Annotated in this window: 26 protein-coding genes and 1 pseudogene; 16 read left to right on the top strand and 11 right to left on the bottom strand. The window is 74.5% G+C overall.

The window, feature by feature from the left end; genetic code table 11:
• Positions 1 to 282, top strand: a 282-nt coding sequence (locus ACZ6S5_RS32905) for an oligopeptide/dipeptide ABC transporter ATP-binding protein (RefSeq protein WP_466006169.1), incomplete at its 5' end; no start/stop codon positions are given.
• A 19-nt stretch (positions 283 to 301) separates the two neighbouring features.
• Here the strand turns inward: ACZ6S5_RS32905 and ACZ6S5_RS32900 are convergent.
• Positions 302 to 1,105, bottom strand: a complete 804-nt coding sequence (locus ACZ6S5_RS32900) for an SDR family oxidoreductase (protein WP_466006168.1) — start codon at positions 1,103 to 1,105, stop codon at positions 302 to 304.
• A 76-nt stretch (positions 1,106 to 1,181) separates the two neighbouring features.
• Between ACZ6S5_RS32900 and ACZ6S5_RS32895 the strand changes: the two genes are divergently transcribed.
• Entirely contained in the window at positions 1,182 to 2,600 is a 1,419-nt protein-coding gene (locus tag ACZ6S5_RS32895; RefSeq protein ID WP_466006167.1) for an RtcB family protein, read from the top strand.
• A 7-nt stretch (positions 2,601 to 2,607) separates the two neighbouring features.
• Here the strand turns inward: ACZ6S5_RS32895 and ACZ6S5_RS32890 are convergent, their stop codons facing one another.
• Positions 2,608 to 3,036, bottom strand: a complete 429-nt coding sequence (locus ACZ6S5_RS32890) for an archease (RefSeq protein ID WP_466006166.1) — start codon at positions 3,034 to 3,036, stop codon at positions 2,608 to 2,610.
• A gap of 69 nt (positions 3,037 to 3,105) precedes the next feature.
• Between ACZ6S5_RS32890 and ACZ6S5_RS32885 the strand changes: the two genes are divergently transcribed.
• The gene (locus ACZ6S5_RS32885; protein ID WP_466006164.1) at positions 3,106 to 3,504 is read left to right on the top strand and encodes a hypothetical protein; all 399 of its coding nucleotides are present in this window, start codon (positions 3,106 to 3,108) and stop codon (positions 3,502 to 3,504) included.
• A gap of 40 nt (positions 3,505 to 3,544) precedes the next feature.
• A complete protein-coding gene (locus ACZ6S5_RS32880; protein ID WP_466006163.1) occupies positions 3,545 to 4,147 on the top strand; it encodes an MBL fold metallo-hydrolase in 603 nt (200 codons plus the stop codon).
• A 12-nt stretch (positions 4,148 to 4,159) separates the two neighbouring features.
• On the opposite strand, the gene ACZ6S5_RS32875 is transcribed toward ACZ6S5_RS32880, so the two are convergent.
• Positions 4,160 to 4,858: a B3/B4 domain-containing protein gene (locus ACZ6S5_RS32875; RefSeq protein WP_466006161.1), complete on the bottom strand. Its 699-nt coding sequence runs from the start codon at positions 4,856 to 4,858 to the stop codon at positions 4,160 to 4,162.
• 63 nt (positions 4,859 to 4,921) lie between these two features.
• Positions 4,922 to 5,533 (bottom strand): LysE family translocator, encoded by a 612-nt coding sequence (locus ACZ6S5_RS32870; protein ID WP_466006160.1) that lies wholly within the window; start codon positions 5,531 to 5,533, stop codon positions 4,922 to 4,924.
• Positions 5,534 to 5,562: 29 nt separating this feature from the next.
• On the opposite strand from ACZ6S5_RS32870, the gene pdxR reads away from it, so the two are divergent.
• Complete coding sequence (gene pdxR, locus ACZ6S5_RS32865; protein WP_466006159.1) at positions 5,563 to 7,038, top strand: MocR-like pyridoxine biosynthesis transcription factor PdxR; 1,476 nt, start codon at positions 5,563 to 5,565, stop codon at positions 7,036 to 7,038.
• 86 nt (positions 7,039 to 7,124) lie between these two features.
• Here pdxR and ACZ6S5_RS32860 read toward each other — a convergent pair whose 3' ends face one another.
• The gene (locus tag ACZ6S5_RS32860; protein WP_466006158.1) at positions 7,125 to 8,126 is read right to left on the bottom strand and encodes a helix-turn-helix transcriptional regulator; all 1,002 of its coding nucleotides are present in this window, start codon (positions 8,124 to 8,126) and stop codon (positions 7,125 to 7,127) included.
• Positions 8,127 to 8,170: 44 nt separating this feature from the next.
• Here ACZ6S5_RS32860 and ACZ6S5_RS32855 point away from each other — a divergent pair, with 44 nt between their 5' ends.
• Both ACZ6S5_RS32855 and ACZ6S5_RS32850 read left to right on the top strand, forming a co-directional pair.
• Positions 8,171 to 8,647, top strand: a complete 477-nt coding sequence (locus ACZ6S5_RS32855; RefSeq protein ID WP_466006157.1) for a hypothetical protein — start codon at positions 8,171 to 8,173, stop codon at positions 8,645 to 8,647.
• The gene (locus ACZ6S5_RS32850) at positions 8,647 to 9,102 is read left to right on the top strand and encodes a hypothetical protein (protein WP_466006156.1); all 456 of its coding nucleotides are present in this window, start codon (positions 8,647 to 8,649) and stop codon (positions 9,100 to 9,102) included. Before ACZ6S5_RS32855 ends, ACZ6S5_RS32850 begins: the two co-directional genes overlap by 1 nt.
• 3 nt (positions 9,103 to 9,105) lie before the next feature.
• Here ACZ6S5_RS32850 and ACZ6S5_RS32845 read toward each other — a convergent pair whose 3' ends face one another.
• The gene (locus ACZ6S5_RS32845) at positions 9,106 to 9,768 is read right to left on the bottom strand and encodes a TetR/AcrR family transcriptional regulator (RefSeq protein WP_466006155.1); all 663 of its coding nucleotides are present in this window, start codon (positions 9,766 to 9,768) and stop codon (positions 9,106 to 9,108) included.
• A 113-nt stretch (positions 9,769 to 9,881) separates the two neighbouring features.
• Here ACZ6S5_RS32845 and ACZ6S5_RS32840 point away from each other — a divergent pair, with 113 nt between their 5' ends.
• The 3 genes from ACZ6S5_RS32840 to ACZ6S5_RS32830 are packed head-to-tail and all read left to right on the top strand — an operon-like array spanning position 9,882 to position 13,127.
• Positions 9,882 to 11,360 carry a flavin-containing monooxygenase gene (locus tag ACZ6S5_RS32840; RefSeq protein ID WP_466006154.1) on the top strand — a complete coding sequence of 493 codons (1,479 nt, stop codon included), beginning with the start codon at positions 9,882 to 9,884 and terminating at the stop codon, positions 11,358 to 11,360.
• Between the two features lie 13 nt (positions 11,361 to 11,373).
• Entirely contained in the window at positions 11,374 to 12,276 is a 903-nt protein-coding gene (locus ACZ6S5_RS32835; protein WP_466006153.1) for an SDR family NAD(P)-dependent oxidoreductase, read from the top strand.
• Complete coding sequence (locus ACZ6S5_RS32830; protein ID WP_466006152.1) at positions 12,273 to 13,127, top strand: alpha/beta fold hydrolase; 855 nt, start codon at positions 12,273 to 12,275, stop codon at positions 13,125 to 13,127. The genes ACZ6S5_RS32835 and ACZ6S5_RS32830 overlap by 4 nt, the downstream gene beginning before the upstream one ends.
• On the opposite strand, the gene ACZ6S5_RS32825 is transcribed toward ACZ6S5_RS32830, so the two are convergent.
• Positions 13,084 to 14,247, bottom strand: a complete 1,164-nt coding sequence (locus ACZ6S5_RS32825) for a low temperature requirement protein A (protein ID WP_466006150.1) — start codon at positions 14,245 to 14,247, stop codon at positions 13,084 to 13,086. The genes ACZ6S5_RS32830 and ACZ6S5_RS32825 overlap by 44 nt on opposite strands.
• Before the next feature lie 325 nt (positions 14,248 to 14,572).
• On the opposite strand from ACZ6S5_RS32825, the gene ACZ6S5_RS32820 reads away from it, so the two are divergent.
• The 3 genes from ACZ6S5_RS32820 to ACZ6S5_RS32810 all read left to right on the top strand — a co-directional run bounded on the left by ACZ6S5_RS32820 (position 14,573) and on the right by ACZ6S5_RS32810 (position 17,739).
• Positions 14,573 to 15,673, top strand: coding sequence for a CapA family protein (locus ACZ6S5_RS32820; RefSeq protein WP_466006148.1), 1,101 nt, complete (start codon positions 14,573 to 14,575; stop codon positions 15,671 to 15,673).
• A 105-nt stretch (positions 15,674 to 15,778) separates the two neighbouring features.
• Positions 15,779 to 16,450 carry a GntR family transcriptional regulator gene (locus tag ACZ6S5_RS32815; RefSeq protein WP_466006147.1) on the top strand — a complete coding sequence of 224 codons (672 nt, stop codon included), beginning with the start codon at positions 15,779 to 15,781 and terminating at the stop codon, positions 16,448 to 16,450.
• Positions 16,447 to 17,739: an MFS transporter gene (locus ACZ6S5_RS32810; RefSeq protein ID WP_466006146.1), complete on the top strand. Its 1,293-nt coding sequence runs from the start codon at positions 16,447 to 16,449 to the stop codon at positions 17,737 to 17,739. Before ACZ6S5_RS32815 ends, ACZ6S5_RS32810 begins: the two co-directional genes overlap by 4 nt.
• A gap of 30 nt (positions 17,740 to 17,769) precedes the next feature.
• Here ACZ6S5_RS32810 and ACZ6S5_RS32805 read toward each other — a convergent pair whose 3' ends face one another.
• The gene (locus ACZ6S5_RS32805; protein WP_466006145.1) at positions 17,770 to 18,189 is read right to left on the bottom strand and encodes a hypothetical protein; all 420 of its coding nucleotides are present in this window, start codon (positions 18,187 to 18,189) and stop codon (positions 17,770 to 17,772) included.
• A 138-nt stretch (positions 18,190 to 18,327) separates the two neighbouring features.
• Between ACZ6S5_RS32805 and ACZ6S5_RS32800 the strand changes: the two genes are divergently transcribed.
• Both ACZ6S5_RS32800 and ACZ6S5_RS32795 read left to right on the top strand, forming a co-directional pair.
• Complete coding sequence (locus ACZ6S5_RS32800) at positions 18,328 to 19,416, top strand: S-(hydroxymethyl)mycothiol dehydrogenase (RefSeq protein ID WP_466006144.1); 1,089 nt, start codon at positions 18,328 to 18,330, stop codon at positions 19,414 to 19,416.
• Entirely contained in the window at positions 19,413 to 20,042 is a 630-nt protein-coding gene (locus tag ACZ6S5_RS32795; RefSeq protein ID WP_466006142.1) for an MBL fold metallo-hydrolase, read from the top strand. Before ACZ6S5_RS32800 ends, ACZ6S5_RS32795 begins: the two co-directional genes overlap by 4 nt.
• A gap of 17 nt (positions 20,043 to 20,059) precedes the next feature.
• Here ACZ6S5_RS32795 and tsaA read toward each other — a convergent pair whose 3' ends face one another.
• Genes tsaA through ACZ6S5_RS32780 form a run of 3 tightly spaced genes read right to left on the bottom strand, consistent with a single transcriptional unit; the run spans position 20,060 to position 22,262 of the window.
• Positions 20,060 to 20,470, bottom strand: coding sequence for a tRNA (N6-threonylcarbamoyladenosine(37)-N6)-methyltransferase TrmO (gene tsaA / locus ACZ6S5_RS32790; protein WP_466006141.1), 411 nt, complete (start codon positions 20,468 to 20,470; stop codon positions 20,060 to 20,062).
• Positions 20,467 to 21,414 (bottom strand): anti-sigma factor RsbA family regulatory protein, encoded by a 948-nt coding sequence (locus ACZ6S5_RS32785; RefSeq protein ID WP_466006140.1) that lies wholly within the window; start codon positions 21,412 to 21,414, stop codon positions 20,467 to 20,469. Before ACZ6S5_RS32785 ends, tsaA begins: the two co-directional genes overlap by 4 nt.
• Positions 21,411 to 22,262, bottom strand: coding sequence for an MEDS domain-containing protein (locus tag ACZ6S5_RS32780; protein WP_466006139.1), 852 nt, complete (start codon positions 22,260 to 22,262; stop codon positions 21,411 to 21,413). The genes ACZ6S5_RS32785 and ACZ6S5_RS32780 overlap by 4 nt, the downstream gene beginning before the upstream one ends.
• Before the next feature lie 366 nt (positions 22,263 to 22,628).
• Here ACZ6S5_RS32780 and ACZ6S5_RS32775 point away from each other — a divergent pair.
• Positions 22,629 to 23,019: pseudogene (locus ACZ6S5_RS32775) on the top strand (transcription termination factor Rho); the annotation flags it as partial.

Genomic DNA, 23,019 nt, shown 5'->3' with positions numbered 1-23,019 from the left:
CGGGCCCTGCTGTCCGCCATCCCCGACGTCACCACCCTCGGCCCCGCCGGCCGCATCCGACTCACCGGAGACGTCCCCACCCCCCTCAACCCACCGTCGGGCTGCCGCTTCCGCACCCGCTGCTGGAAAGCACAGGACCGCTGCGCCACCGAAGAACCAGCCCTGACCACCCGGGACGGCGGCACCCAACTCACCGCCTGCCACTACCCGGAAACAGGCACGATCAGCTCAACTCCCGATGCGGGTGTGGGTCCGCAAGCCGTCACCGACCCACGCAGCTGACCCACGGCGGCCCCAAACGTCACACCGAACGCCAAGAAGAGGGAAGAACGGAAGCCTGGGGACCCATCAGCAGCATCCCCCCGTCCACCGGCCACGACGCCCCCGTCACGTACGCCGCCGCCGGTGAGGCCAGCAGTGCCACCACCGCGGCGACCTCGCGGGCGTCGCCGGGCCGGCCCACCGGCACGCCGGGGCGTTCCTCGGTGAACGGGTCGACATCCTCCTGCCCGGTCATCGGGGTGGCGATCTCCCCGGGCGCGACCGCGTTGACCGTGACCCCGTCGGCCGCCAGTTCCTGCGCCATCACCTTGGTGAGCAGCCCGAGCCCACCCTTGGCCGCGCAGTACGCCGACAAGCCCACCCGGGGGGCGTGCTCGTGCACGCTGGTGATGCTGATGATCCGGCCGCCCCGGCCGGTCGCCCGCATCCGTCGGGCGGCCCGCTGTGAGCAGAGGAACGGGCCGTCCAGGTCGACGGAGAGCACCTCCCGCCACTGCTCCCAGGCCACGTCCACGAAGGGGGTGGCCAGGCCGGTGCCGGCGTTGTTGACCAGCACCCCCAGCCCGCCGAGCCGGTCGGCCAGCTCGTCGATCACCCCGGCCGCCGCCGGCAGCCGGGTCAGGTCCGCCTCGGCGAACTCGCAGCGGCGGCCGGTGCCGCGTACCTCGGCGGCGGTGCGCTCAGCGCCCTCCGGGTCGCCGTACCAGGTGAAGCCGACGTCGAAACCGGCCTCGGCGAGCGCCACCGCGCACGCCTTGCCGATGCCGGAGTCCGCGCCGGTGACGATCGCGATCCGGTCGTAGTCCTCGTATCGCTGGGGCATGCCGGCGCTCTACCCGGATCGGGCGAGTTGAACCAGAGCGGGTGTAACCGCCCCGGGCCGGGGTAGCCGGGCCGACATGGACCTGGTCGAGGAGTCGCCGTACCGGTTCCGCATCGAACGGCACGACCCGATGCGGGTGCCCGGCGTGGTCTTCGCGTCCCGGTCGCTGCTGCCGGACGCCGGCGCCGACCGGTCGCTGGACCAGGTGGCGAACGTAGCCACCCTGCCCGGCATCGTCGAGGCCTCCTACGCCATGCCGGACGTGCACTGGGGCTACGGCTTCCCGATCGGCGGGGTGGCCGCCACGGACATCGAGCACGGGGGAGTGGTCTCACCCGGCGGCGTCGGCTTCGACATCTCCTGCGGCGTCCGGCTGCTCGCCGCCGACCTGGACCGGGACCGGCTGCGCCCCCGGCTGGACGCGGTGATGGACGGCCTCAGCGAGTCGACCCCCCGCGGCATGGGCAAGGGCGCCGTGTGGCACCTGACCGACCGCGCCGAACTCGACGCGGTGCTGCGCGGCGGCTCTCGCTACGCCGTGGAGCGCGGCTACGGCGTCCAGCGGGACCTGGACCGCTGCGAGGACTACGGCGCGGTGGACGACGCGAACCCGGCCCAGGTGAGCGAGCGGGCGGTCGAGCGCGGCGCCCGTCAGGTCGGCAGCCTCGGCTCCGGGAACCACTTCCTGGAGGTGCAGGCGGTGGAGGAGGTCTACGACGAGAGCGTCGCCGGCGCGTTCGGGCTGCGGGCCGGCCAGGTCTGCGTGATGATCCACTGCGGTTCCCGGGGGCTGGGCCACCAGATCTGCACCGACTACGTGCGCGAGATGGAGAAGGTGATGCCCGGCTACGGCATCCACGTGCCCGACCGGCAGCTCGCCTGCGCGCCCGTGTCGTCCCACGAGGGGCGGGCCTACCTCGGGGCGATGGCCGCCGCCGCCAACTACGCCCGGGCCAACCGGCAGCTGCTCGCCCACGCCGCCCGCCAGGTCTTCCACCGGGTCACCGGCTGCGACCTCGACCTGGTGTACGACATCTCGCACAACCTCGCCAAGATCGAGACACACGAGGTCGACGGGGCCTCGCGCCGGCTCTGTGTGCACCGCAAGGGCGCCACCCGGGCCCTCCCGCCCGGGCACCCGGACCTGCCCGAGGACCTGCGCCCGGCCGGGCAGCCGGTGCTCATCCCCGGCTCGATGGGCACCGGCTCGTACGTCCTCACCGGCGTCCCCGGCTCGCCGGCCTGGGCCTCCACCTGCCACGGCGCCGGCCGGGTGCAGAGCCGCAAGCAGGCCACCAAGGCGGTACGCGGCCACGACCCCCGCCAAGAACTGGAGGCGCAGGACATCGCGGTGCGGGGCGCGTCCCGGCGCGGGCTGGCCGAGGAGATGCCGGCCGCGTACAAGGACATCACCGCCGTGGTGGCGGCGGCCGAAGGGGCGGGCCTGTGCCGGCGGGTGGCCCGGCTGGTGCCGCTCGGCGTGGTGAAGGGCTGAGCCAGCCTCAGACGTCCAGCGTCACCGCGCAGGACCAGCCCGCGTCGTCCGGACCGAAGCGCAGCTCGTGCAGCGACACCGCCTTGGGGATCGCGCCGACCGCCTCCACCGCGTCGGTGTCGGCCACCCGCCAGCGCACCAGCAGGCCGCCGTCCTCGGCCGGCCACACCTCGGTCGCCAACGGCACCTCGCCCGCGGTCTCCAGCCGGAAGATCATCTCGTCGAGGACACCGACCAGCAGGTCCGGGTCGGCGCCGGGCGGCACCCGGTACGCTGTCTCCGCCTCCGGGCTGACGCCGGCGGCGTCCACGAAGGTGTCCACCAACGCGGTCACCGCCTCCGCCACGCAGCCCTCCCGGTCCGGCGCCCACGCCTCGATCCGGACGTCGGCGGTGTGCGGGACGTTCCGGTGCCCCCGCGGCGGTCGTCGCTCCATGCCCCGATCATGCCGGCGGGAGACGGGTGCGCCGCGGGTTTTGTCGCAGCGGGTCGTTATCGTGCAGGCATGATCGCCGATGATTCCGACGCCGTCACCGTCACCTTCCTCAGCATGATGCGCGCGGTGCTGCGCGCGGAGCGGGTCGGCGAGGACACCCTCGGCCGTACGGTCGAGCTGGCCCGGCGGTGGTGGGGCACCGGTGACGCGGCCGATGCGCAGCTCGCGGCAGCGCTGCGCGAGCTGCACGGCGAGCTGGTCGACACCGACGACCCGCGGCAGGTCGCCGACGAGGCGACCGCGCTCGGCGTGGAGAGCCGCCTGGTCACCCCGCCGGATCCGCGCGGCGCGGCGGTCGCCCGGTTCGCCGCCAACGCCCGGCGGCTGCGCACCGGCGAGATCACCCCGGCCGAGTTCGAGGAGATCGTGGACGCCGGCGACGAGGAGCCCCGGCGGGGCGACCGCTGAGGGGCACCGTCGGCCGCCGGCGGCCGAATAGATTGACCGGGTGAAGATCACAAAGTGGACCCACGCCTGCGTCCGGCTCGAACACGAGGGACGCGTCCTGGTCGTCGACCCTGGCACCTGGAGTGAGCCGCGAGCCCTGGTCGGAGCCGACGCGGTGCTGCTCACCCACGAGCACACCGACCACGTCGACGTGCTGCGGCTCGCCGGCCTCGGCGTGCCGGTCTTCGCGCCGGACGGGGCCCGGCTGCCCGATCTGGCGTCGCTGTCGGTGACCCGAGTGGCGGCCGGCGACCGGTTCACCGCCGCCGGCTTCGCCGTCACCGCCGTGGGCGGACGGCACGCCGTCATCCACGACGGGCAGCCGGACTGTGCCAACCTCGGATACCTCGTCGACGACGCGGTCTACCATCCGGGGGATTCGCTGGCGTTGCCCGGCGCTCCGGTCGAGACCCTGCTGGTTCCGGCGCAGGGGTCCTGGTTGAAGCTGACCGAGGCCATCACCTTCGCCACGACGATCGGTGCCCGCCGGGTCTTTCCGATCCACGACGCCCAGCTCAACGACCGGGGCATGGCCAGCGTCAACGGCTGGTTCGGGGAGACCGTCCCGGGCTACCGGTACCTGGCCCCGGGCGAGGCGGCCTGACCGGGCGGTCGGTCAGCCGGCCCGGGCCGCCGTCACCGCGAACTGCGGGGCGTCGGCGGTGAGCACCGCCGTCCGGGCCGGCGCCGCCAGGACCTCGCTCAGTTCCGCGAGCATCCGGCGCACCGTCTCCGCCCCGCTGCCGTGCATCGCCTCGATCACCACCAGCACCTCGCCGGTGCCGTCGCGGACGGCCGAGCAGCCGCTCTGCCGATGCGTCCAGCGCCGGGAATGCGCCCGGCCGGCCGTGTCCGCGAAAATCACCTCGTCCGGCTCGGGACGCTCCTGCTCTCCGCTCAGGGTCAGGTACGTCTCCGTGCCGGTGGCCGGGCGCACCGTCAGGTCGCCGGCGATCCGCTCGAGGTCCAGGACGGCCACCGGGACGGCGTATCCGATGGACAGGGCGTTGCCCAGGTCGACCAGGGGGTGCAGCCGGGGCAGCGCGCCCTCGCGGCGGAACCGGCGCAGCAGCGACTCGGCCGCGCACCGGTAACGGGTGGGGGCCAGCCCCATCCGGGCGAAGGCCCGCCGCCACGCCTGGATCTCCGGGAAGCCGCCCTCCGGTCCGCCGGCGAGCCGGGTCCGGGCCGCGTCGGCGTGGCGGGCGAGGAACCGTCCGAGGTCGACGGTGGGGTCCACTCCGGTGACGTGCAGGACCCCGCAGCTCAGCTCGGGGAAGGTGGACCAGACCTGCGGGGAGTGCCGGAATCGCACGGGAAGCTCCTTGTCGGGCGGTCGGCGCGGCCGAGGTTGTCGGGCGGTCAGGGCGAGGCCGGGTCATCGGGCGGTCAGGGCGAGGCCGAGGCCGAGGGCGAGGAAGCTGCCGGCGAAGCCGTGCCGCAGCAGCGCGGTCAGCCGGGGCCGGGCCAGGACCCGGCGGCGCAGGCCCCCGGCCAGCACGGCGAACCCGGCGAAGGCGACGAGCGTGGCCAGCATGAAGACCAGGCCGTGCAGCAGCATCCGGCTGGTGGCCGCCGGCGCGTCCGGGGGCACGAACTGCGGCAGGAACGCCACGAAGAACACGGTCACCTTGGGGTTGAGCAGGTTGACCAGCACGCCGTCGCGGACCACCCGGGTGGTCGGTCGGGGCGGGCGTCCGTCGTCGACCGCCAGCGCCGAGCGGTCGCGCAGCGCCGACCAGGCCATCCAGAGCAGGTACGCCACGCCCAGCCAGGTCACCACCCGGAACGCGGGAGTGCCGACGTGCAGCACCGCGGCCAGGCCGGTCACCGCCGCGGCCAGGTGCGGCACGAGGCTGACCGTGCAGCCGACCGCGGCGGCGAGTCCGGCGCGCCGGCCGGCCGTGAGCGCGGTGGAGAGCGTGTACACCACGCCGGTGCCCGGGGTGAGCACCACGACCAGCGTGGTCAACAGGAAGGCGATGGTCATGCCGTCCAGCCTGCGACCATAATGGCCCGGTGGACAGGGCCAAAGCGGCGGCGGCGCAGGAGTCCATAGCGGCGGGTGCCGACTTCCTCCAGCTGGACGTGGGGGACGCCCCGCCCGGCGGGCGCGCCGACTGGCTGGCGGGACGGCTGCGGGCCGCCATCGCCGACGGCCGGGTGCCGGTGGGCGCCCGCCTGCCGGCCAGCCGCGTCCTCGCCGCCGAGCTGGGTGTCTCCCGGGGCGTGGTGACCGAGGCGTACCAGCGGCTGACCGAGGACGGCCACGTGGTCGGCCGGGGCCGCGTCGGCACCGTCGTGGTGGCCACCCCGGCCGCGCTGGTCACCCGCGCACCGGCGCCGGCCCCGCCGGTCGAGGTGTTCGCCGCCCGCCCCGGCGTCGACGTCTTCGACGCGTTGCGCACCGCCCCGGCGGAGCTGGACCTGACGCCCGGCGTACCCGATCTGGCCGCCTTTCCCCGGGCGGCCTGGCTGCGGGCCGAACGCGCGGTGCTGCACCGCCTCGCGCCCGCCGACTTCGGGTACGGCGACCCGACCGGCACCCCCGCGCTGCGCCTGGCGGTGGCCACCTGGCTGGCCCGCAACCGCGGCATCCGGGTCGACCCGGCCGAGGTGGTGATCGTGGCCGGGGTGTCCCAGGCGCTCGGCCTGCTCGCCCAGGTGCTGCACAACGACGGGGTGCACACCGTGGCGGTGGAGGACCCGGGCTCCCTCGGCGTACGACAGCACCTGCGCAACTGGCGGCTGGACACCCCACCGGTGCCGGTCGACGCGCACGGGCTGCGGGTCGACCGGCTGGCGGCCCTCGGCGCCCCGGCGGTGATGCTCACCCCGGCGCACCAGTTCCCGACCGGCGTGGTGCTCGACGGGGACCGGCGCCGCCGGCTGCTGCGCTGGGCCGAGCGGGGCGGCCTGGTCATCGAGGACGACTACGACGCCGAGCACCGCTACGACCGGCCGCCGGTGCCGGCCCTGCGCGGCATGCTGCCGGACCGGGTCTGCTACACCGGCAGCGTCTCCAAGCTGCTCGCCCCGGCGCTGCGGATCGGCTGGGTGCTCGTGCCTCCCCGGCACCACGCCGCCCTGGTGGCCGCCAAGCGGATGGCCGACCTCGGCAACGCGGCCCTGCCCCAGCTGGTGCTGGCCGAGCTGATGGACTCCGGCGCGCTGGAACGCCACCTGCGGCTGCTGCGCCGCCGGCACGTGCGCCGCCGCGACGCGATGCTCCGCGCGGTCCGCGACCACCTGCCCGGCGCGGTCGTGCACGGCGCGGCCGCCGGCCTGCACCTGCTGGTCACCCTCCCCGGCGACGTGGACGACGTGGCGGTGGCCGCCGCGGCGCTGCGCCGGGGGGTCAAGGTCCAGCCACTCTCCTGGCATGCCCAACTCCCGCAGCCACCCGGCCTAGTCCTCGGCTACGCCGCCAACCCGGCCGGCGACCTCGAACGCGGCCTCGCCACCGTCGGCGCCGCCCTGCGCGACCTGCGCTGACACGCACCGCCCCCGGCCCACGTCCAGCCGCGTTGATCAAGGAGTTCGCGTCGCGGTGGAGATCGACACTGCCGCGAACCTCTTGATCAATTCGGCGGGAGTGGTCGAGAGGAGGAGGGTGGGTGGTAGAGGGCGGCGAGGGCGGCGGCCGTGTCGGCGAGCCGGTCGCGCAGCGCGGCGGGGGAGAGGACCTCCACCTCGGCGCCGAGCCGCAGCAGGTCGCCGTGCGCGTGGGTGAGCGACTCGATGGGTACGACCGCCCGGACCCACCCGTCGTCGTCGGCCGGGCCGGCGCTGGCGTCCACGGCGGCGACCACCGCGTCGCTGGCGACCTCCCGCAGCCGCTCCCGCCCGCGCGGCGAGAGCCGGATGGTCGCCTCGTCCCGGTGCAGCCGGGACCGGAACTCCACCACGTGCGCCCGCCACCAGCCCGGCAGGTCGAACTCGGGCCGGTCGAACGGCTCGTCGAGCGGGGTGAGGCCGAGGATCTGGTTGACCCGGTAGGTGGCCGGCTCGGGCCGGTCCGGCCGGGCGGCGACCACGTACCAGCGGCCGCCCTTGAGCACCAGGCCGTACGGTTCGAGCACCCGGGTCACCTCGCCGGTCCAGCTGCGGTAGCGCACCCGGATCCGGTGCTGCCGCCAGACCGCGTCGGCCGTCGGGGCCAGGTACGGCGACGGATCGCCGTCGGAGTACCAGCCCGGGGTGTCCAGGTGGAAGCGCTGCTGGAGTTGGGCGGCCCGGTCGGCGAGCGGCGGCGGCAGGGCGGCCCGCAGTTTGAGTTGCAGGGTCGCGACGACCGACTGGTAGCCCAGCTCGGCCGCCGGGCCGGGCAGCCCGGCGAAGAGCAGCCGATCGGCCTCCTCTGCGGTGAGCCCGGTCAGCCGGGTCCGCCAGCCGTCCACGAGCCGGTAGCCGCCGGCGTGGCCGGCCTCCCCGTACAGCGGAATGCCGGCGGCGTGCAGCGACTCGACGTCCCGGTAGACGGTGCGCACCGACACCTCCAGGCGGTCGGCCAGCTCGGCGGCGGTGAGCCGGCCGTGGGCCTGGAGCAGCAGCAGGATGGACAGGAGACGACTGGCCCGCATTCCCCTGACAGTAGCTGTCAGGGGAGGGGTCCTACCGTCCCGGCATGGCCTTCCACGACAAGGAACTGACCGTGCCGGGGACCGTCGAGGTCGCCGGCCGGCACGTCAAGCGCTACCACATCGACCAGCCCGACCGCCGTCTCGAACCCGCGGTGGTCGAGGCCGCGTACGCGTACCTGCCGAAGCTGCTGCCCGAGCCGGACGGCGGCACCCCGCCGGCGAGCTGGGTGGTGCTGCACCGGGGCGCGGACACCGGCGCGTACCTGCTGGCGTACAGCTGGTTCTTCGACAACGTGGTGGAGTGCCGCATCGCCATCGCCGGCCAGCCCGCGCTGGACTGCCCGGACGACGACCCGGCGCACTTCGTCCCGCTGGACCGCCCCGGCGTCGGCTGCGTCTGGGAGTTGGGCGTGCTGGAGCACGAGCGCGTGGCCTGGGTCCGCCACGTCCTGGCGCCGGACACGCCCGATCTGGCCGGCTACCTGGCCGACGCCCGCGCCGAGGGGTCGGTGGGCCACTGATGGGCGACTTCGACTTCTTCGTCGGCACCTGGAACGTGACCAACCGGCGGCTGACCAAGCGGCACGTCGGCAGCGACGAGTGGGACGAGTTCCCGGGCACCTCGGTGGCGCACTCGTTCTTCGACGGCGCCGGCAGCTTCGACGAGATCCACTTCCCGACCCGAGGCTTCTCCGGCTCCACGGTCCGCATCCTCGACCGGACCACCGGGCTCTGGTCGATCTACTGGATGAACAGCCGGCGGGGTGTGCTGGAACTGCCGCCGGTGGTGGGCCGGTTCGTCGACGGTGTCGGCACCTTCTACGGCGACGACACCGACGAGGGGCGGCCGATCCGCTGCCGGTTCATCTGGTCGGCGATCACCCCCACCACCTGCCGCTGGGAGCAGGCGTTCTCGATCGACGGGGAACGCACCTGGGAGACGAACTGGATCATGGAATTCGTCCGTACCGGGTGACCCTCAGGCCGGGGGCGGCGTGGTCGTCCGGTAGATCGCGGTCAGCCAGACGTCGAGCAGCACGTCGACCACGTCGGGTTCGGCCACGGCCGGCCCGTCCCCGGCGAAGGTCGCGTACCAGACCCGTTCGTTCATGGAATTCAGCGCGATGGCGAGGTCCCGGGCGGGCAGCCCGCCCGGGGCCGCGCCGCGTCGGCGCTCGCCCTCGATCGCCGCCTCGACCGCGCGGACCCAACGCTCGAGCACCTCGGCCCAGAGCCGGCGTACCTCGGCGTTGGTGCCGCGCACCTGGGCGCAGGCCAGCACCAGCGCGCGGTGCGCGCCGAAGGTGGCGTGGAACCGGGCGATCAACTCCCGCCAGCGGGCGCGCGGGTCCTCGGCCAGCCGGTCCAGCACGTCGCCGGCGGCGACGTTGGCCTCCTCGGTGACCCGGTCGAGCAGGGTGAGCAGCACCGCGTCCTTGGACGGAAAGTAGAAGTAGAACGTGGGCCGGGAGATGCCGGCGCCCTTCGCCAGATCGTCGATGGAGATGTCGCCGAAGGCGCGCTGTTCCAGCAGCCGTTCGGCGGTGGCGAGGATGGCCAGCTCCCGGTCGTCGCCGGCGGAGCGGCCCGGGCGCCGCCCGCGGGTCCTCGCGGACCCGGTCGGCGTGCGGGCGGTGGTCATGTCGGCTGATGCTACACCCGCTCGACACCGTGTCGATGAGAGTCGACAGAGTGTTGACTGGCGCCGACAGGGGTGGATAGGGTCCGGTCCACCGCGCCCGAACGGGAGATGCCATGTCGGACCACGTCGACGTCCTCATCGTCGGTGCCGGGCTGTCCGGCATCGGCGCCGCCGTCCACCTGCAACGGCAGTGCCCGGGCAAGACGTACGCGGTGCTGGAGGCGCGCGACGCCATCGGCGGCACCTGGGATCTCTTCCGCTATCCGGGCATCCGCTCGGACTCCGACATGTACACCCTCGGCTACTCGTTCAAGCCGTGGACCAACCCGAAGGCGATCGCCGACGGCGACTCCATCCGGGACTACGTGCGCCAGACCGCCCGCGAGTACGGCGTCGAGGAGCGCATCCGCTTCCGCCACCGGGTGGTCCGCGCCGACTTCGACAGCGCCACCGCCCGCTGGACGGTCCACGCCCACCGCGACGACACCGGCGAGGACGTCGTCCTCACCTGCGGATTCCTGTTCACCAACTCCGGCTACTACCGCTACGACGAGGGCTACACCCCCGAGTTCCCCGGCGTCGTGCGGTACGCCGGCCGGCTCGTGCACCCGCAGCACTGGCCCGCGGACCTCGACTACACGGGCAGGCGGGTGGTGGTCATCGGCAGCGGCGCGACCGCGGTCACCCTGGTCCCGGCGATGGCCGAACGGGCCGGACACGTCACCATGCTCCAGCGCTCACCCACGTACGTCATCTCGCTGCCCTCGCGCGACGGGCTGGCCGACGCGCTGCGGCGCCGGCTGCCCGCGAAAGCCGCGTACGCCGTGGTGCGGTGGAAGAACGTCGCGCTCGGGGTGGCCAATTTCCAGCTCAGCCGGCGTGCCCCCAACCTGGTGAAGACGTTCCTGCGCCGAGCCGTCAAGGGGCAGCTGCCGGTCGGGTACGACATCGACCGCCACTTCTCGCCCCGCTACAACCCCTGGGACCAGCGGCTCTGCGTGGTGCCCGACGGCGACCTCTTCCGGGCGGTCAGCGAGGGGCGCGCCGCGGTGGTCACCGACACCATCGACACCTTCACCGAGCGGGGCATCCGGCTCACCTCCGGCACCGAGCTGCCCGCCGACATCGTGGTCACCGCCACCGGGCTCAACCTGCTCGCCCTCGGCGGCATGACGATCGCGGTCGACGGCGTCGAGGTCGACCTGGGGCGCACGGTCGCCTACAAGGGCATGATGCTCTCCGGCGTGCCGAACTTCGCCATGACCATCGGCTACACCAACGCCTCCTGGACCCTCAAGGCCGACCTGGTCGCCACCTACGTCTGCCGACTGCTGCGCCACCTCGACGCGACCGGCCAGCAGCTCGTCACCCCGGTCGCCCCCGACTCGGACGACCTCGAACCGATCATCGACCTGAAGTCCGGGTACGTGCTGCGCGCCGTCGACCGGCTGCCCAAGCAGGGACCCCGGGCGCCGTGGCGGTTGCACCAGAACTATCCCCGGGACGTGCGGCTGATGCGGCGCGGCCCGCTCACCGACGGCGTGCGCTTCTCCCGGGCCACCGTCACCGAGCCCGCCGCGCCCGTCGGCTGACCAGGAGGACCGCATGCGTGACTTCGTCTTCCCCGGCGGCACCGCGGTGCTGACCGGCGCGGCCAGCGGCATCGGCGAGGCGCTGGCGCACGGCCTGGCCCGGCGCGGCGCCGACCTGGTGCTGCTCGACCGGGACGCCGAGCGGCTCGACGCCGTGGTCGCGGCGATCCGCGCCGCCCACCCCGAGCAGCGGGTCGAGACCCACCTGGTCGACCTCGCCGACGCCGGGGCCACCGACCGGGTGGCCGCCGAGATCCGCCGTACGCATCCCCGGATCCGGCTGCTGGTCAACAACGCCGGGGTGGCCCTGGGCGGCCGGTTCGACCAGGTCACCCTGGAGGAGTTCCTCTGGGTCATCGAGATTAACTTCCGGGCGGTGGTCCGGCTGACCCACGCGCTGCTGCCCGCGCTGAAGGCGGAGCCCGGCGCCCACCTGGTCAACATCTCCAGTCTGTTCGGGATCATCGCGCCCGCCGGCCAGGCCGCCTATTCGGCCAGCAAGTTCGCCGTGCGCGGCTTCACCGAGGCGCTGCGGCACGAGCTGGTCGACGACGGTGTCGGGGTCACCTCGGTGCACCCGGGCGGCATTCGCACCCGGATCGCCGCCAGCGCGCGGGTCGGCAGCGGTGTCTCCCGCGAGGAGTACGAGGCCGGCCGGAAGCAGTTCGAGAAGCTGCTCTCCATCGACCCGGCCAAGGCCGCCGAGGTGATCCTGCGGGGCGTCGCGCACCGCCGGGGTCGGGTGCTGATCGGCTGGTCGGCGAAGCTGCCCGACCTGCTGGCCCGGATCGCCCCCGCCTCGTACGGGAAGGTCCTGGCGCTCGGGATGCGGCCGAGGCCGGCCGCCGTGCCGGCCCCGCGCCCCGAGCCCGAGGCCGCCGCGCCCGCCGGCTCCGAGCCGGGGCGGCCGGCGTGAGCCTGGCGCCCGCCGACGAACTGACCGTGGCCGGGCGGCGGGTCCGCTGCCGCGTCTCCGGCGACGGCCCGCCCGTGGTCCTGTTGCACGGCATCGGCCGCACCCTCGAGGACTTCGCCGACCAGCACCAGGGCCTCGCCGCTGACCACCGGGTGGTCAGCGTGGACCTGCCCGGCCACGGCGGCTCGGCGCCGCTGGACGTGCCGCACAGCCTGCCCGCGCTCGCGTCGTCCGTCGCCGAGGTCCTCGACGCGGTCGGGGTCACCGGTCCGGCGCACCTGGTCGGCAACTCCCTCGGCGGGGCGCTGGCGATGCGCCTGGCCGTCGACGACCCGACCCGGGCGGCGAGCCTGGTGCTGGTCAACAGCGCCGGCTTCGGCAAGGAGGTCACCTTCGCACTGCGGCTGCTCGCGCTGCCGTTCGCCCGACTGCTGCTGCGACCGCACCCGGCGATCGCCCGCCGCACCGAGCGGGCCATCTTCCACGACCCGGCGTACGTCACCGAGGCGCGCGTCGCCACCGCCCTGACGGCGGCCCGGGAGCCGCACGCCGCCCGGGTCATGCTGGAACTGGTCCGCAGCCTCGGCACCTGGTGGGGCGTCCGCCCACAGTGGCGGGCCGAGCTGCTCGACGCGGTGGCCGCGCTCGGCCTGCCCACCCTGGTGGTCTGGGGCGAGCGCGACCTGATCCTGCCCGCCCGGCACCTGGCCAACGCGCGCACCCGGTTTCCGCAGGCACGCACCCACCTCTTCGCGGACTGCGGGCACATGCCGCAGATCGAGCGGGCCGCCGCGTTCGAGGCCCTGGTCAGGCGATTCTGGTCGCAAGCCGGTGCCGCTGGAGCAGCGTGACGGCCACCAGCGCGAGCAGCACCCCGGCGATCACGTCGACCGGCCCGGGCAGCCACGGCGCCACCAGCACCAGCAGCGCCGCGGCGGGGAAGAGTACCCGGCCGAGACCGCGCTTGGCCCGCAGGTGCAGCGCCCAGAGGGTGACGAGGTACACGGCGACCGGGACGGCGGTGGCGTAGCCGACGACCCGGCCGGAGACGTGCGTCGCGTGCAGGTCGTGGTCGACCGCCACGGCCAGCCCGGCGCCCACCGCGGCGATCGCCGCGAAGATCAGGTAGTGGCCGTAGCCCCAGAACAGCGCGCCCCGCAGCGCCAGCGGCGGCACCGGGCCGGGCCGGTCGAAGTAGAGCCACCAGACGGCGAAGACGATCACCAGGCCCGCCGCGGCCAGCGACCACAGGCCGCCGTTGCCGGCGTCGATGCCACCCTGGATCGCCACCGAGGTGGAGAGCACCACCTCGCCGAGCACGATCAGGGTGAACAGCTGGTACCGCTCCGCGATGTGGTGCGGGTGCCAGGTCGTCATCCCGTGCCGCTCGGCCAGCGCCGGCACCAGCAGGTCGGCGAGGGCCAGCAGCAGGAACACCGGCAGGCCGCCCTCGTGCGGCAGGAGCAGCCGCAGCAGCCAGCCGGCCTGCACCACGGCCACCCCGACCGCGTACGTGACGGTGGTGCGGCGATGCTCCGCGTCACCGGCTGCCGCGCGCAGCCAGTTCACCACCGCGGCGAGCCGCATCACCACGTACCCGACGGTGATCGTGGCGAAGTCGGCCTCGGCGAACGCCCGCGGCACGCCGGCGGCGAGGATCAACGCCCCGGTGATCTGCACCAGCGTGGTCAGCCGGTACACGTCGTCCTCCGTGTCGTACGCGGAGGCGAACCAGGTGACGTTCATCCAGGCCCACCAGATCGCGAAGAACACGGTCAGGTAGCCGGTGAGGGCGTGTCCGAGGTGTCCCGCCGCGAGGTCGTGGTGCAGGCCGCCGGCCGCCTGGGCCACGGCGACCACGAAGCAGAGGTCGAAGAAGAGCTCCAGCGGGGTCGCGGTCCGGTGCTCCTCGTCGGGGCGGCGGGCGCGCATCGGCCGGTGCCAGGCCCGGACGGGCGGGTTGCTGGTCAATCGGTGCTCCTCGCCGGCGGCGGGTCAGCTGCCCACACGATAACCAGCTCAGCCGGTCAGCGACGGCGCGGCCGGCGACAAGGGCGCCGGGGCCATGCGCCACGGCCGCCGGGGTGCCGTCGTCGGAGCCGTTGTCCACCACGATCACCGGGGCGGCGTGGCGGGGCAGCAGGTCCAGCAGGTGCGCCCGCCGGTTGCGGGTGGCCACCACGATCGTCACGTCCGTCGTCATGGCGGCCCTGGTACCCCGCCCGCGAGCGCCCACGCGTACCGGTTCCCGGAGACTCGCAGGTGCGACCGGGCCTGGCGCGGGAACACCCCGGGCATGGCCGAGCTGACGCTCTTCCTCGCCGGGGACGTGATGACCGGCCGGGGCGTGGACCAGATCCTGCCGCACCCGGGACCGCCCGGGCTGCGCGAGCAGGCCGTGACCGACGCCCGCCGCTACGTCGAGCTGGCCGAGTCGGTGTCCGGCCCGGTGCCGCGTCCGGTCCCGCCCGGGTGGCCGTGGGGCGACGCGCTGCGGCTGCTCGACGCCGAGCGCCCGGACGTGCGGATCGTCAACCTGGAGACGGCGGTGACCGCCCGGGGCGAGTACGCCCCCGGCAAGGGCATCCATTACCGGATGCATCCGGCGAACCTGCCCTGCCTCGCCGCCGCCCGGCTGGACGTCTGCGCGCTGGCCAACAACCACGTCCTGGACTTCGGTCCGACCGGGCTGGCCGACACCCTGGACGCCCTGCGGACCGGGGGCATCCGGACCGCAGGCGCGGGCCGGGGCGCCGACGAGGCGTGGGAGCCGGCCACGGTACGGCTCGACGGCGGGTGGCGGCTGCTCGTCTGGTCGGTGGGCGCCGCGTCCAGCGGGGTGTTCCCGCACTGGGCGGCATCCGACGGTCGGCCCGGGGTCGCGTACCTGCCGGAGGCCTCGGTGACGTCGGCCGAGGCGCTGGCCGACCGGATCGCCCGCCGGGCCGGGCCGGCCGACCTCGTGGTGGTCTCGGTGCACTGGGGCACCAACTGGGGTTACCAGGTCCCGGACGAACACGTCGAGTTCGCGCACGCCCTGGTCGATGCCGGAGTGCACGTGGTCCACGGACACTCCTCGCACCATCCCCGCCCGGTCGAGCGGTACCGGGGGCGGCTGATCCTCTACGGCTGCGGTGACCTGATCGACGACTACGAGGGGATCGGCGGCCAGGAGGAGTACCGGCCGGAGCTGCGCCTGCTGTGCCTGCCCACCCTCGACGCGGAGACCGGCGAGCTGCGCCGGCTCCGCCTCGTCCCGGTCCGGATGCGCCGCATGCGCCTGGAGCCCGCCGCCCCGCCGGAGGCCGCGTGGCTCGCCCACCTCCTCGACACCCTCAGCACCCCCCACCACACCCGCTTCACCCAGGCCGACGCCGCCATCACCCTCACCCCGTGACCCGCCGGGCCTGTCGCCGCTCGCCCCGAGCCGGGCGGAGTGGGGTGGGTCACCTGCGGAATGGGGCGGCAGGGGAGGTGGGCGGGTTGAGTGCAGGATAGATACATGACGCATCCCACGAGCGCCGGCACCACCGCGCGGGCCGCCGGGCCGTCCGCCGCCGAGCGGGCGTACCAGCACCTGAAGCGGGCCATCCTGGAGCAGGTCTACCCCGGTGGCCTGCTGGTCAGCGAGGGCGAGGTCGCCGAGGCGACGGGGGTGTCCCGCACCCCGGTCCGGGAGGCGCTGCTGCGCCTGGAGACCGAGGGTCTGGTCAAGCTCTACCCGAAGCGCGGCGCGCTGATCCGGCCGGTCTCGGCCCGGGAGATCGCCGACGTCATCGAGGCCCGCCGCCTGGTGGAGCTGCACGCCGCCGAACGGGTCTGGCCGCGCCGCGCCGCGCTGCGCGCCGACCTGGCCCGCTGGCTCGACGAGATGCGCCGGGCGCACGCCGCCAGCGACGTCACCGCCCTGATGGCCGCCGACCGGGCCTTCCACGCCACCGTGGTGGAGGCGGCCGGCAACGAGATCCTCGCCGAGCTGTACCACCGGCTGCGCGACCGGCAGATCCGGATGGGCGAGGCCGGCTTCCGCCTCTCGCCCGGCTGGGCCGAGGTGGTCCTCGCCGAGCACGCCGCCCAGCTCGCCGCCCTCGACGGCGACGACCCACAGGTCTTCCTGGACGCGGTCGCCGCGCACATCGACAACGCCGCGACCGTGCTGCGGACACTGCGGTGAGCGCCGCCGCGAAGCGCCCCGCCGTGCTGGTCTACGCGGTGGCGGTCACCGCGTACGTGGCGGCCGTCTTCCACCGCAGCTCGCTCGGCGTCACCGGGGTCGACGCCGCCGACCGGTTCCACATCAACGCCGCGGCCCTGGCCACCTTCTCCGTCGCCCAGCTCGCCGTGTACGCGGCCATGCAGGTGCCGGTGGGGGTGCTGCTCGACCGGTTCGGCTCCCGCCGGCTGCTGCTGGCCGGTGGCGCGCTGATGGTCGCCGGCCAGCTCTGCTTCGCCGTCGCCACCGACGTACGCCTCGCCGTCGCCGCCCGGGTGCTGGTCGGCCTCGGCGACGCGATGACCTTCATCAGCGTGCTGCGGATCGTGGCGTTCTGGTTCCCTGGCCGGCGCAACCCGCTGCTGGTGCAGCTCACCGGCACCATCGGGCAGCTCGGTGCGGTGCTCGGCGCCGTACCCCTGGTGGCGCTGCTGCACCAGGCCGGCTGGACGCCCGCGTTCCTCACCGCCGCGGCGCTCGGCGCGACCGTGCTGCTGCTCGTCCTGGTAGCGGTCCGGGACACCCCGCACGCCGAGCACAGCAGCGGGGTCGCGGCCGACCTGGCGAGCGTACGCCGGCAGCTCGCCGACGCCTGGGCCCAGCCAGGGACCCGGCTCGGCCTCTGGACCCACTTCGTCACCCAGTTCTCCGGGTCGGTGTTCGCCCTGCTCTGGGGCTACCCGTTCCTGGTGCAGGGGCAGGGCTTCTCGCCCACCGCGGCGGCCTCGCTGCTCACCCTGATGACCGTGGTGACCCTGGTCTGCGGTCCGGTGATCGCCCACCTGTGCGCCCGGCACCCGTTCCACCGCTCGGTGGTCGTCTTCGCCATCACCGCCGCCACCGCGGCGGTCTGGGCGGTGGTGCTGGCCTGGCCCGGCCGCGCCCCGCACTGGCTGCTGGTGGCGCTGGTCGTGGTGCTCGCGGTCAACGGCCCCGGCTCCGTGATCGGCTTCGACTACGCGCGCACCTTCAACCCGGTGCACCGGATCGGCAGCGCCACCGGGATCGTCAACGTCGGCGGGTTCGTCGCCTCGATTCTGCTGATCCTGGCCGTCGGCGTGGTGCTCGACCTGGGCACGCCGGCCGGGCGGAGCACCCCGCCGCTGGACGCGTTCCGCTGGGCCTTCGCCGTGCAGTACCTGCTCTGGGCGCTCGGCGCGGTGCAGGTGCTGCGCTACCGCAACGCCGCCCGCCGCCGGTACGCCGACGAGCGCACCAGCACCGCCGTACCGGCGCCCGCCGGCGCCTGACCGCCGGCTGGCGCCGGAGCACCTCGCCGGTCAGCGGCGGATCCGCCGGTGGGTCAGCGAGTCCAGCATCAGGGTCAGCCCGGCACCGACCAGCCACACGTCCTTGGCCAGGCCGATGCCGGCCTGGCTGGGCCGGAGGCTGTTGCCCTCGCGCATGCCGGGCGTCTTCAGATAGAGCTGCACCAGTCCGGCGCCGAACGCGGTCAGCGCCGCGCCGGCCAGCAACGACGGCACGAACGGGACGAGCAACGCGGCGCCCAGCGCCATCTCGCTCCGGGACAGCAGCATGGCGAATCGGGTGGGCTCGAACTGCTTCAGCTGCGGGATCGCCCCGACCGCCATGCCGTGCATCCCGGCCGCGGCCTCGCCCTCCAGGGTCCGCTTGCCGAGCCCGGAGTTCAGGATGTACGCGCCGATGCTGACCCGCAGCGGCGCATGCGTCAGTTTCATGATCACTCCCGTCGGGTGCCGCAGAATCGGGCCCCGCGTACCCCGTGACGCGCGGGATAACCGCGATGCGACGGTGGGCCGGCGGTGGTGATCGGCGGTAGGTTCGCGGGAAGGGACACCACGTCGACAGGAGACACCGTGAGCCAGGAAGTCCGGGGAGTCGTGTCGCGGCGCAAGGGCGCGCCGGTGGAGGTCACCACCATCGTGGTGCCCGACCCGGGGCCCGGCGAGGCGGTGGTCCGTGTCCAGTCCTGCGGGGTGTGCCACACCGACCTGCACTACCGCGAGGGCGGGATCGCCGACGACTACCCGTTCCTGCTCGGCCACGAGGCGGCGGGCGTCGTCGAGCAGGTGGGGGAGGGTGTCACCGACGTCGCCCCCGGCGACTTCGTGGTGCTCAACTGGCGGGCGGTCTGCGGCCAGTGCCGGGCCTGCCGCCGGGGCCGCCCCTGGTACTGCTTCAACACCCACAACGCGGCCCAGAAGATGACCCTCACCGACGGCACCGAACTCGCCCCCGCCCTGGGCATCGGCGCGTTCGCCGAGAAGACCCTGGTCCACGCCGGCCAGTGCACCAAGGTCGACCCGGCCGCCCGACCCGCCGCGGTGGGCCTGCTCGGCTGCGGCGTGATGGCCGGCCTCGGCGCGGCCATGAACACCGGCCAGGTGGGCCGGGGCGACTCCGTCGCCGTCATCGGTTGCGGCGGCGTCGGCGACGCCGCGGTGGCCGGTGCGGCCCTGGCCGGGGCGACGACGATCATCGCGGTGGACACCGACTCCCGAAAGCTCGACTGGGCCCGGAAGTTCGGCGCCACGCACACCGTCAACGCCTCCGAGGACGACCCGGTCGAGGCGATCCGCGCTGCCACCGGCGGGTTCGGCGCCGACGTGGTCATCGACGCGGTGGGCCGCCCGGAGACCTGGAAGCAGGCGTTCTACGCCCGAGACCTGGCCGGCACCGTGGTGCTGGTGGGCGTGCCCACGCCGGAGATGAGGATCGAGCTGCCGCTGCTGGACGTGTTCGGCCGCGGCGGTGCGCTCAAGTCCAGCTGGTACGGCGACTGCCTGCCCAGCCGCGACTTCCCGATGCTCACCGAGCTCTACCGGCAGGGCCGCCTCGACCTGGACGCGTTCGTCACCGAGGAGATCGCCCTCGACCAGGTCGAGGAGGCGTTCACCCGGATGCACCACGGCGACGTGCTCCGCTCGGTGGTGGTCTTCCCGTGACCGCCCGCCTCGACCACACCGTCACCTCCGGCACGTTCTCCCTCGACGGGCAGACCTTCGAGGTCGACAACAACGTCTGGTTGATCGGCGACGACACCGAGTGCGTGGTCGTCGACGCGCCCCACGACGTGGCCGCCATCCGCAAGCTGGTCGGCGACCGGCGGGTGGTCGCCGTGCTGGCCACCCACGCCCACGACGACCACGTCCGGGTCGCCCCCGAGCTGGCCCGGGCCACCGGCGCGCCGGTGCTGCTGCACCCGGCCGACCGGGTGCTCTGGGACCTGGTCCACCCGGACACCCCGCCGGACGGGGAGCTGACCGACGGCCAGACCGTCGAGGTCGGCGGCACCACCCTGCGGGTGCTGCACACCCCTGGGCACAGCCCCGGCGCGTGCAGCCTCCACGCACCGGACCTCGGCGCGGTGTTCACGGGCGACACGCTCTTCGCCGGCGGGCCCGGCGCCACCGGCCGCTCGTACAGCGACTTCGGCACCATCGTCGCCTCGATCCGGGACCGGCTGCTCACCCTGCCGCCGGAGACCGTCGTCCACACCGGACACGGCGACGACACCACGATCGGCGCGGAGGCGCCCCACCTCGACGAGTGGATCGCCCGGGGACACTGAGCCGGCTCGCCACGGGCTCAGCGTTCGCCGTCGAGCACCGGCTTGACGTCCAGTACGGGGGTGCCGTCCAGCGCCTCCAGGTCGGCCACCCGTACCCGCGTGCCGTCGACCTCGAGGACCCGGACCCGGTGCAGGCCGACCGGGTTCGGCCGGTGCGGGGAGCGGGTGGCGAACACCCCGGTCTCCGGCCGGGAGGTGTCGCCGCGCGGGTGCACCGCGAGCACGTCCCGGTCGGCCCGGTCCAGCCAGGTCAGCACCAGTACGTCCGCGCCCGCGCGCAGCCCGCGCAGCGCGGGCGCGTAGGCCTCGGCGAAGACCAGCCACGCCTCCGGTGCCCCCTCGTCGCCCTGCTTCGGCGCCGTCGCGGGGTCGGTCAGCGGGGACTCCACCCGGCCGACCGGCCGCAGCAGCGGCTCCCCGCCGGTCACGGCGCGTCCCGCAGCATGTGCAGCCGGACCGTGGTGCCGGCTGCGGTGGTGTGCACCAGGACCAGGTCGCACAGCGCGTGCACGATGACCAGCCCCCGGCCGCCGATGCCGTCGTGCGCCGGGGCCAGTCGCCCGGCGAGCGGGTCGGAGAGCCAGCCGTCGTCGTGCATCTCGCAGACCAGGTGGCTCGCGGTCCGCCACAGCTGCAACGTGCCGGCGCCGCCGGCGTGCGCGACGCTGTTGGTGGCCAGCTCGGTCACCGCGATCTGCAGGTCGGCCACCCGGTCGGCGTCCAGGCCGGCGTCGCCGGCGTGGTCGCCCACGAACCGCCGCAGCAGCGGCAGGCTCTCCAGGTCGTAGCGGAGCACCGCGACCGGCTCGGCGGGGCTGGGCAACCGCTTGTTGTGCCGCTCCGCCACCTCGGCCGGGGCGTATCCGGCGCTGGGCCGGCTGCCGGTCCCGTCGACCAGCAGCGGATGGGTGCAGCGCGCTTCGGCGAGCACGCCCGGATCGAGCCGGCCCGCGTCGTACGGGCACAACATGCTCACCTCGCGGCCGGCGAACGCCCAGTTGATCGCGGCTTCGTGCTGCGCGCAGGCCGGATACTCCTGGGCGGTGCGCCCGGGCCACACCGGCTCGCCGAGGATGCGGACCCGCCGGCCGGGGTGCCGGTCGGCGAAGGACTGGAGCACCCAGGGCAGGATCCGGCCCGGGTTGCGGCCGGCCTCGGTCAGGTCGGTCCACCGGATCACGTTGCCGCCCGGGCCGAGCGCGGCGCGGATCAGCGCCAGCTGCGGGCCAGGCGTGGCGACCAGCACCGGCTCCCCAGCGGCGAGTCCCTCGTGGAGGAACGGCAGGACCACGGCCAGCAGGCCGGCGGCGTCGGTGTAGAGGAGAAGGTGGTGGCGGAGGCCGGCGGCCGTGGTGCCCAGCGTCCCGGTCATGCCAGAGACTCCGTGGCCGGCCCGCTGTCCAGCAGGCCGAGCAGCCGGCGCAACGCCGGTCGGCAGCCCACCAGCTGGATGCCGGTCCCGCCGGAGCGTTCGGCCCGCGCCAGCGCGATGGCGGCCCCCACGTCGGCGAAGCTCAGCTCGGACAGATCCAGCACGGGGGCCGGGCCGGTTGCCGTCACGTCGTCCAGCACCGCGGTGAACGCCTCCCGGTTGCTCCGATCTACCTGCCCCACCAGCCGCAGCCCCGGCGGGTCGGTCGTCCGGTACGCCCGCAGCAGCGGCGCCCAGGTCCGGTCGGTGTGCGAACCGGCCGTGCCCGGGTGCGCGGCGGCCAGGGCGCGCAGCCGCTCGGCGGGGAACAGCCGGCGGTCGTACACGCACAGTCCGGCCAACCGTCCGTCCAGGAACAGCGGGTTGAGCGCCGCCTCGTACCGTTGCAGGTCGTCCAGGGTGGTGGCGCTGCGCAGCACCCACGCCATGTCGCCGGCCAGCCGTACCCCCGGGTAGCCCTCCTGCTCGGCGCGGGTGACCTCGTCGACCACGGTGGCGACCAGGGCTTCCGGGGCCAGATGGTGGCCCGAAAGGTAGACCTCCACCGCCGGGACGATACGCAACTGGCCGGACGCCACGGCGGCCTCGGTCGGAACCCCGACGGACTCGACCCGGGCCCGTACCGCCTGGGGCGTGGACGACTCGGTGAAGCAGATGACCTTGTGGCCGAGGCGGAGACCGGCGGCGGCGAAGCGGCCGACGGCGTCAAGAGCAAGGCTCTCGTCGTCATGGGTCCAGCACACGTGGTCTCCCAGGTGGATCTGGTCGGCCACGGTCGTAGCAGTCACGGTGCTGGCCTTCCCGGTCGGCGCGGCCCTCACTCTATCGCCGGTCGCGGTGGCGGCCCAACGGGCTGCGCCGTGGCGAGTCGCTTGCCCGCGCGGCCTCGGCGGGGTTAGCCTGCGGGTGGACCCGGATGCCGGCGCGCGGCGCCGCCCGGGGTTTCCCTCTCTCCGCATCGACGGGCCGGCACACCGCCGGACCGGTCGCGGAGCCATCCCACCGAGGGCCCGGTCATCCTCGCCGCCGCTGCCGTTGCCGGATGGCACGACACCGACGAGGCCGAGCGACCCGGCCCCGCGCCGCCCGGCGGCGCGCGCGTCACCTCTCCCGTCCGCCCGCGTGGGCGGCATCCACCGTACGAAAGGCACCCGATGAGCCTTGACACCAACGCGCTGGTCCCGGTGACCGGCATCGTGGACATCCGTGACGACCACGCCCTGCTCCGCGCCGACGGCTACCTGCCGTCCGCCGCCGACGTCCACGTCGCCCCCGCCCAGCTGCGCCGGTTCGGCCTGCGCCGCGGCGACCTGGTGACCGGTGCGGCCGCCGCCGGGCCACGCCGGGGCCGGCACGCGCCGCTGGTCCGGCTGGACACCGTCAACGGGATGGAGCCGGAGGAGGCGAAGCGCCGGCGGGAGTTCTACAAGCTCACCCCGCTGTACCCGCGGGAGCGGCTGCGGCTGGAGACCGAGCCGCACATCCTGACCACGCGGGTCATCGACCTGGTGATGCCGATCGGCAAGGGGCAGCGGGCACTGATCG

Source organism: Micromonospora sp. NPDC051924 (assembly GCF_055586005.1).
This window is presented reverse-complemented; position numbering and strand designations above follow the sequence as displayed.

Bases quoted from the DNA above. Each gene is read 5' to 3' on its own strand.
- ACZ6S5_RS32900 (WP_466006168.1), bottom strand. From the start codon at position 1,105: ATGCCCCAGCGATACGAGGACTACGACCGGATCGCGATCGTCACCGGC.
- ACZ6S5_RS32895 (WP_466006167.1), top strand. From the start codon at position 1,182: ATGGACCTGGTCGAGGAGTCGCCGTACCGGTTCCGCATCGAACGGCAC.
- ACZ6S5_RS32890 (WP_466006166.1), bottom strand. From the start codon at position 3,036: ATGGAGCGACGACCGCCGCGGGGGCACCGGAACGTCCCGCACACCGCC.
- ACZ6S5_RS32885 (WP_466006164.1), top strand. From the start codon at position 3,106: ATGATCGCCGATGATTCCGACGCCGTCACCGTCACCTTCCTCAGCATG.
- ACZ6S5_RS32870 (WP_466006160.1), bottom strand. From the start codon at position 5,533: ATGACCATCGCCTTCCTGTTGACCACGCTGGTCGTGGTGCTCACCCCG.
- ACZ6S5_RS32860 (WP_466006158.1), bottom strand. From the start codon at position 8,126: ATGCGGGCCAGTCGTCTCCTGTCCATCCTGCTGCTGCTCCAGGCCCAC.
- ACZ6S5_RS32855 (WP_466006157.1), top strand. From the start codon at position 8,171: ATGGCCTTCCACGACAAGGAACTGACCGTGCCGGGGACCGTCGAGGTC.
- ACZ6S5_RS32850 (WP_466006156.1), top strand. From the start codon at position 8,647: ATGGGCGACTTCGACTTCTTCGTCGGCACCTGGAACGTGACCAACCGG.
- ACZ6S5_RS32845 (WP_466006155.1), bottom strand. From the start codon at position 9,768: ATGACCACCGCCCGCACGCCGACCGGGTCCGCGAGGACCCGCGGGCGG.
- ACZ6S5_RS32840 (WP_466006154.1), top strand. From the start codon at position 9,882: ATGTCGGACCACGTCGACGTCCTCATCGTCGGTGCCGGGCTGTCCGGC.
- ACZ6S5_RS32835 (WP_466006153.1), top strand. From the start codon at position 11,374: ATGCGTGACTTCGTCTTCCCCGGCGGCACCGCGGTGCTGACCGGCGCG.
- ACZ6S5_RS32820 (WP_466006148.1), top strand. From the start codon at position 14,573: ATGGCCGAGCTGACGCTCTTCCTCGCCGGGGACGTGATGACCGGCCGG.
- ACZ6S5_RS32815 (WP_466006147.1), top strand. From the start codon at position 15,779: ATGACGCATCCCACGAGCGCCGGCACCACCGCGCGGGCCGCCGGGCCG.
- ACZ6S5_RS32805 (WP_466006145.1), bottom strand. From the start codon at position 18,189: ATGAAACTGACGCATGCGCCGCTGCGGGTCAGCATCGGCGCGTACATC.
- ACZ6S5_RS32785 (WP_466006140.1), bottom strand. From the start codon at position 21,414: ATGACCGGGACGCTGGGCACCACGGCCGCCGGCCTCCGCCACCACCTT.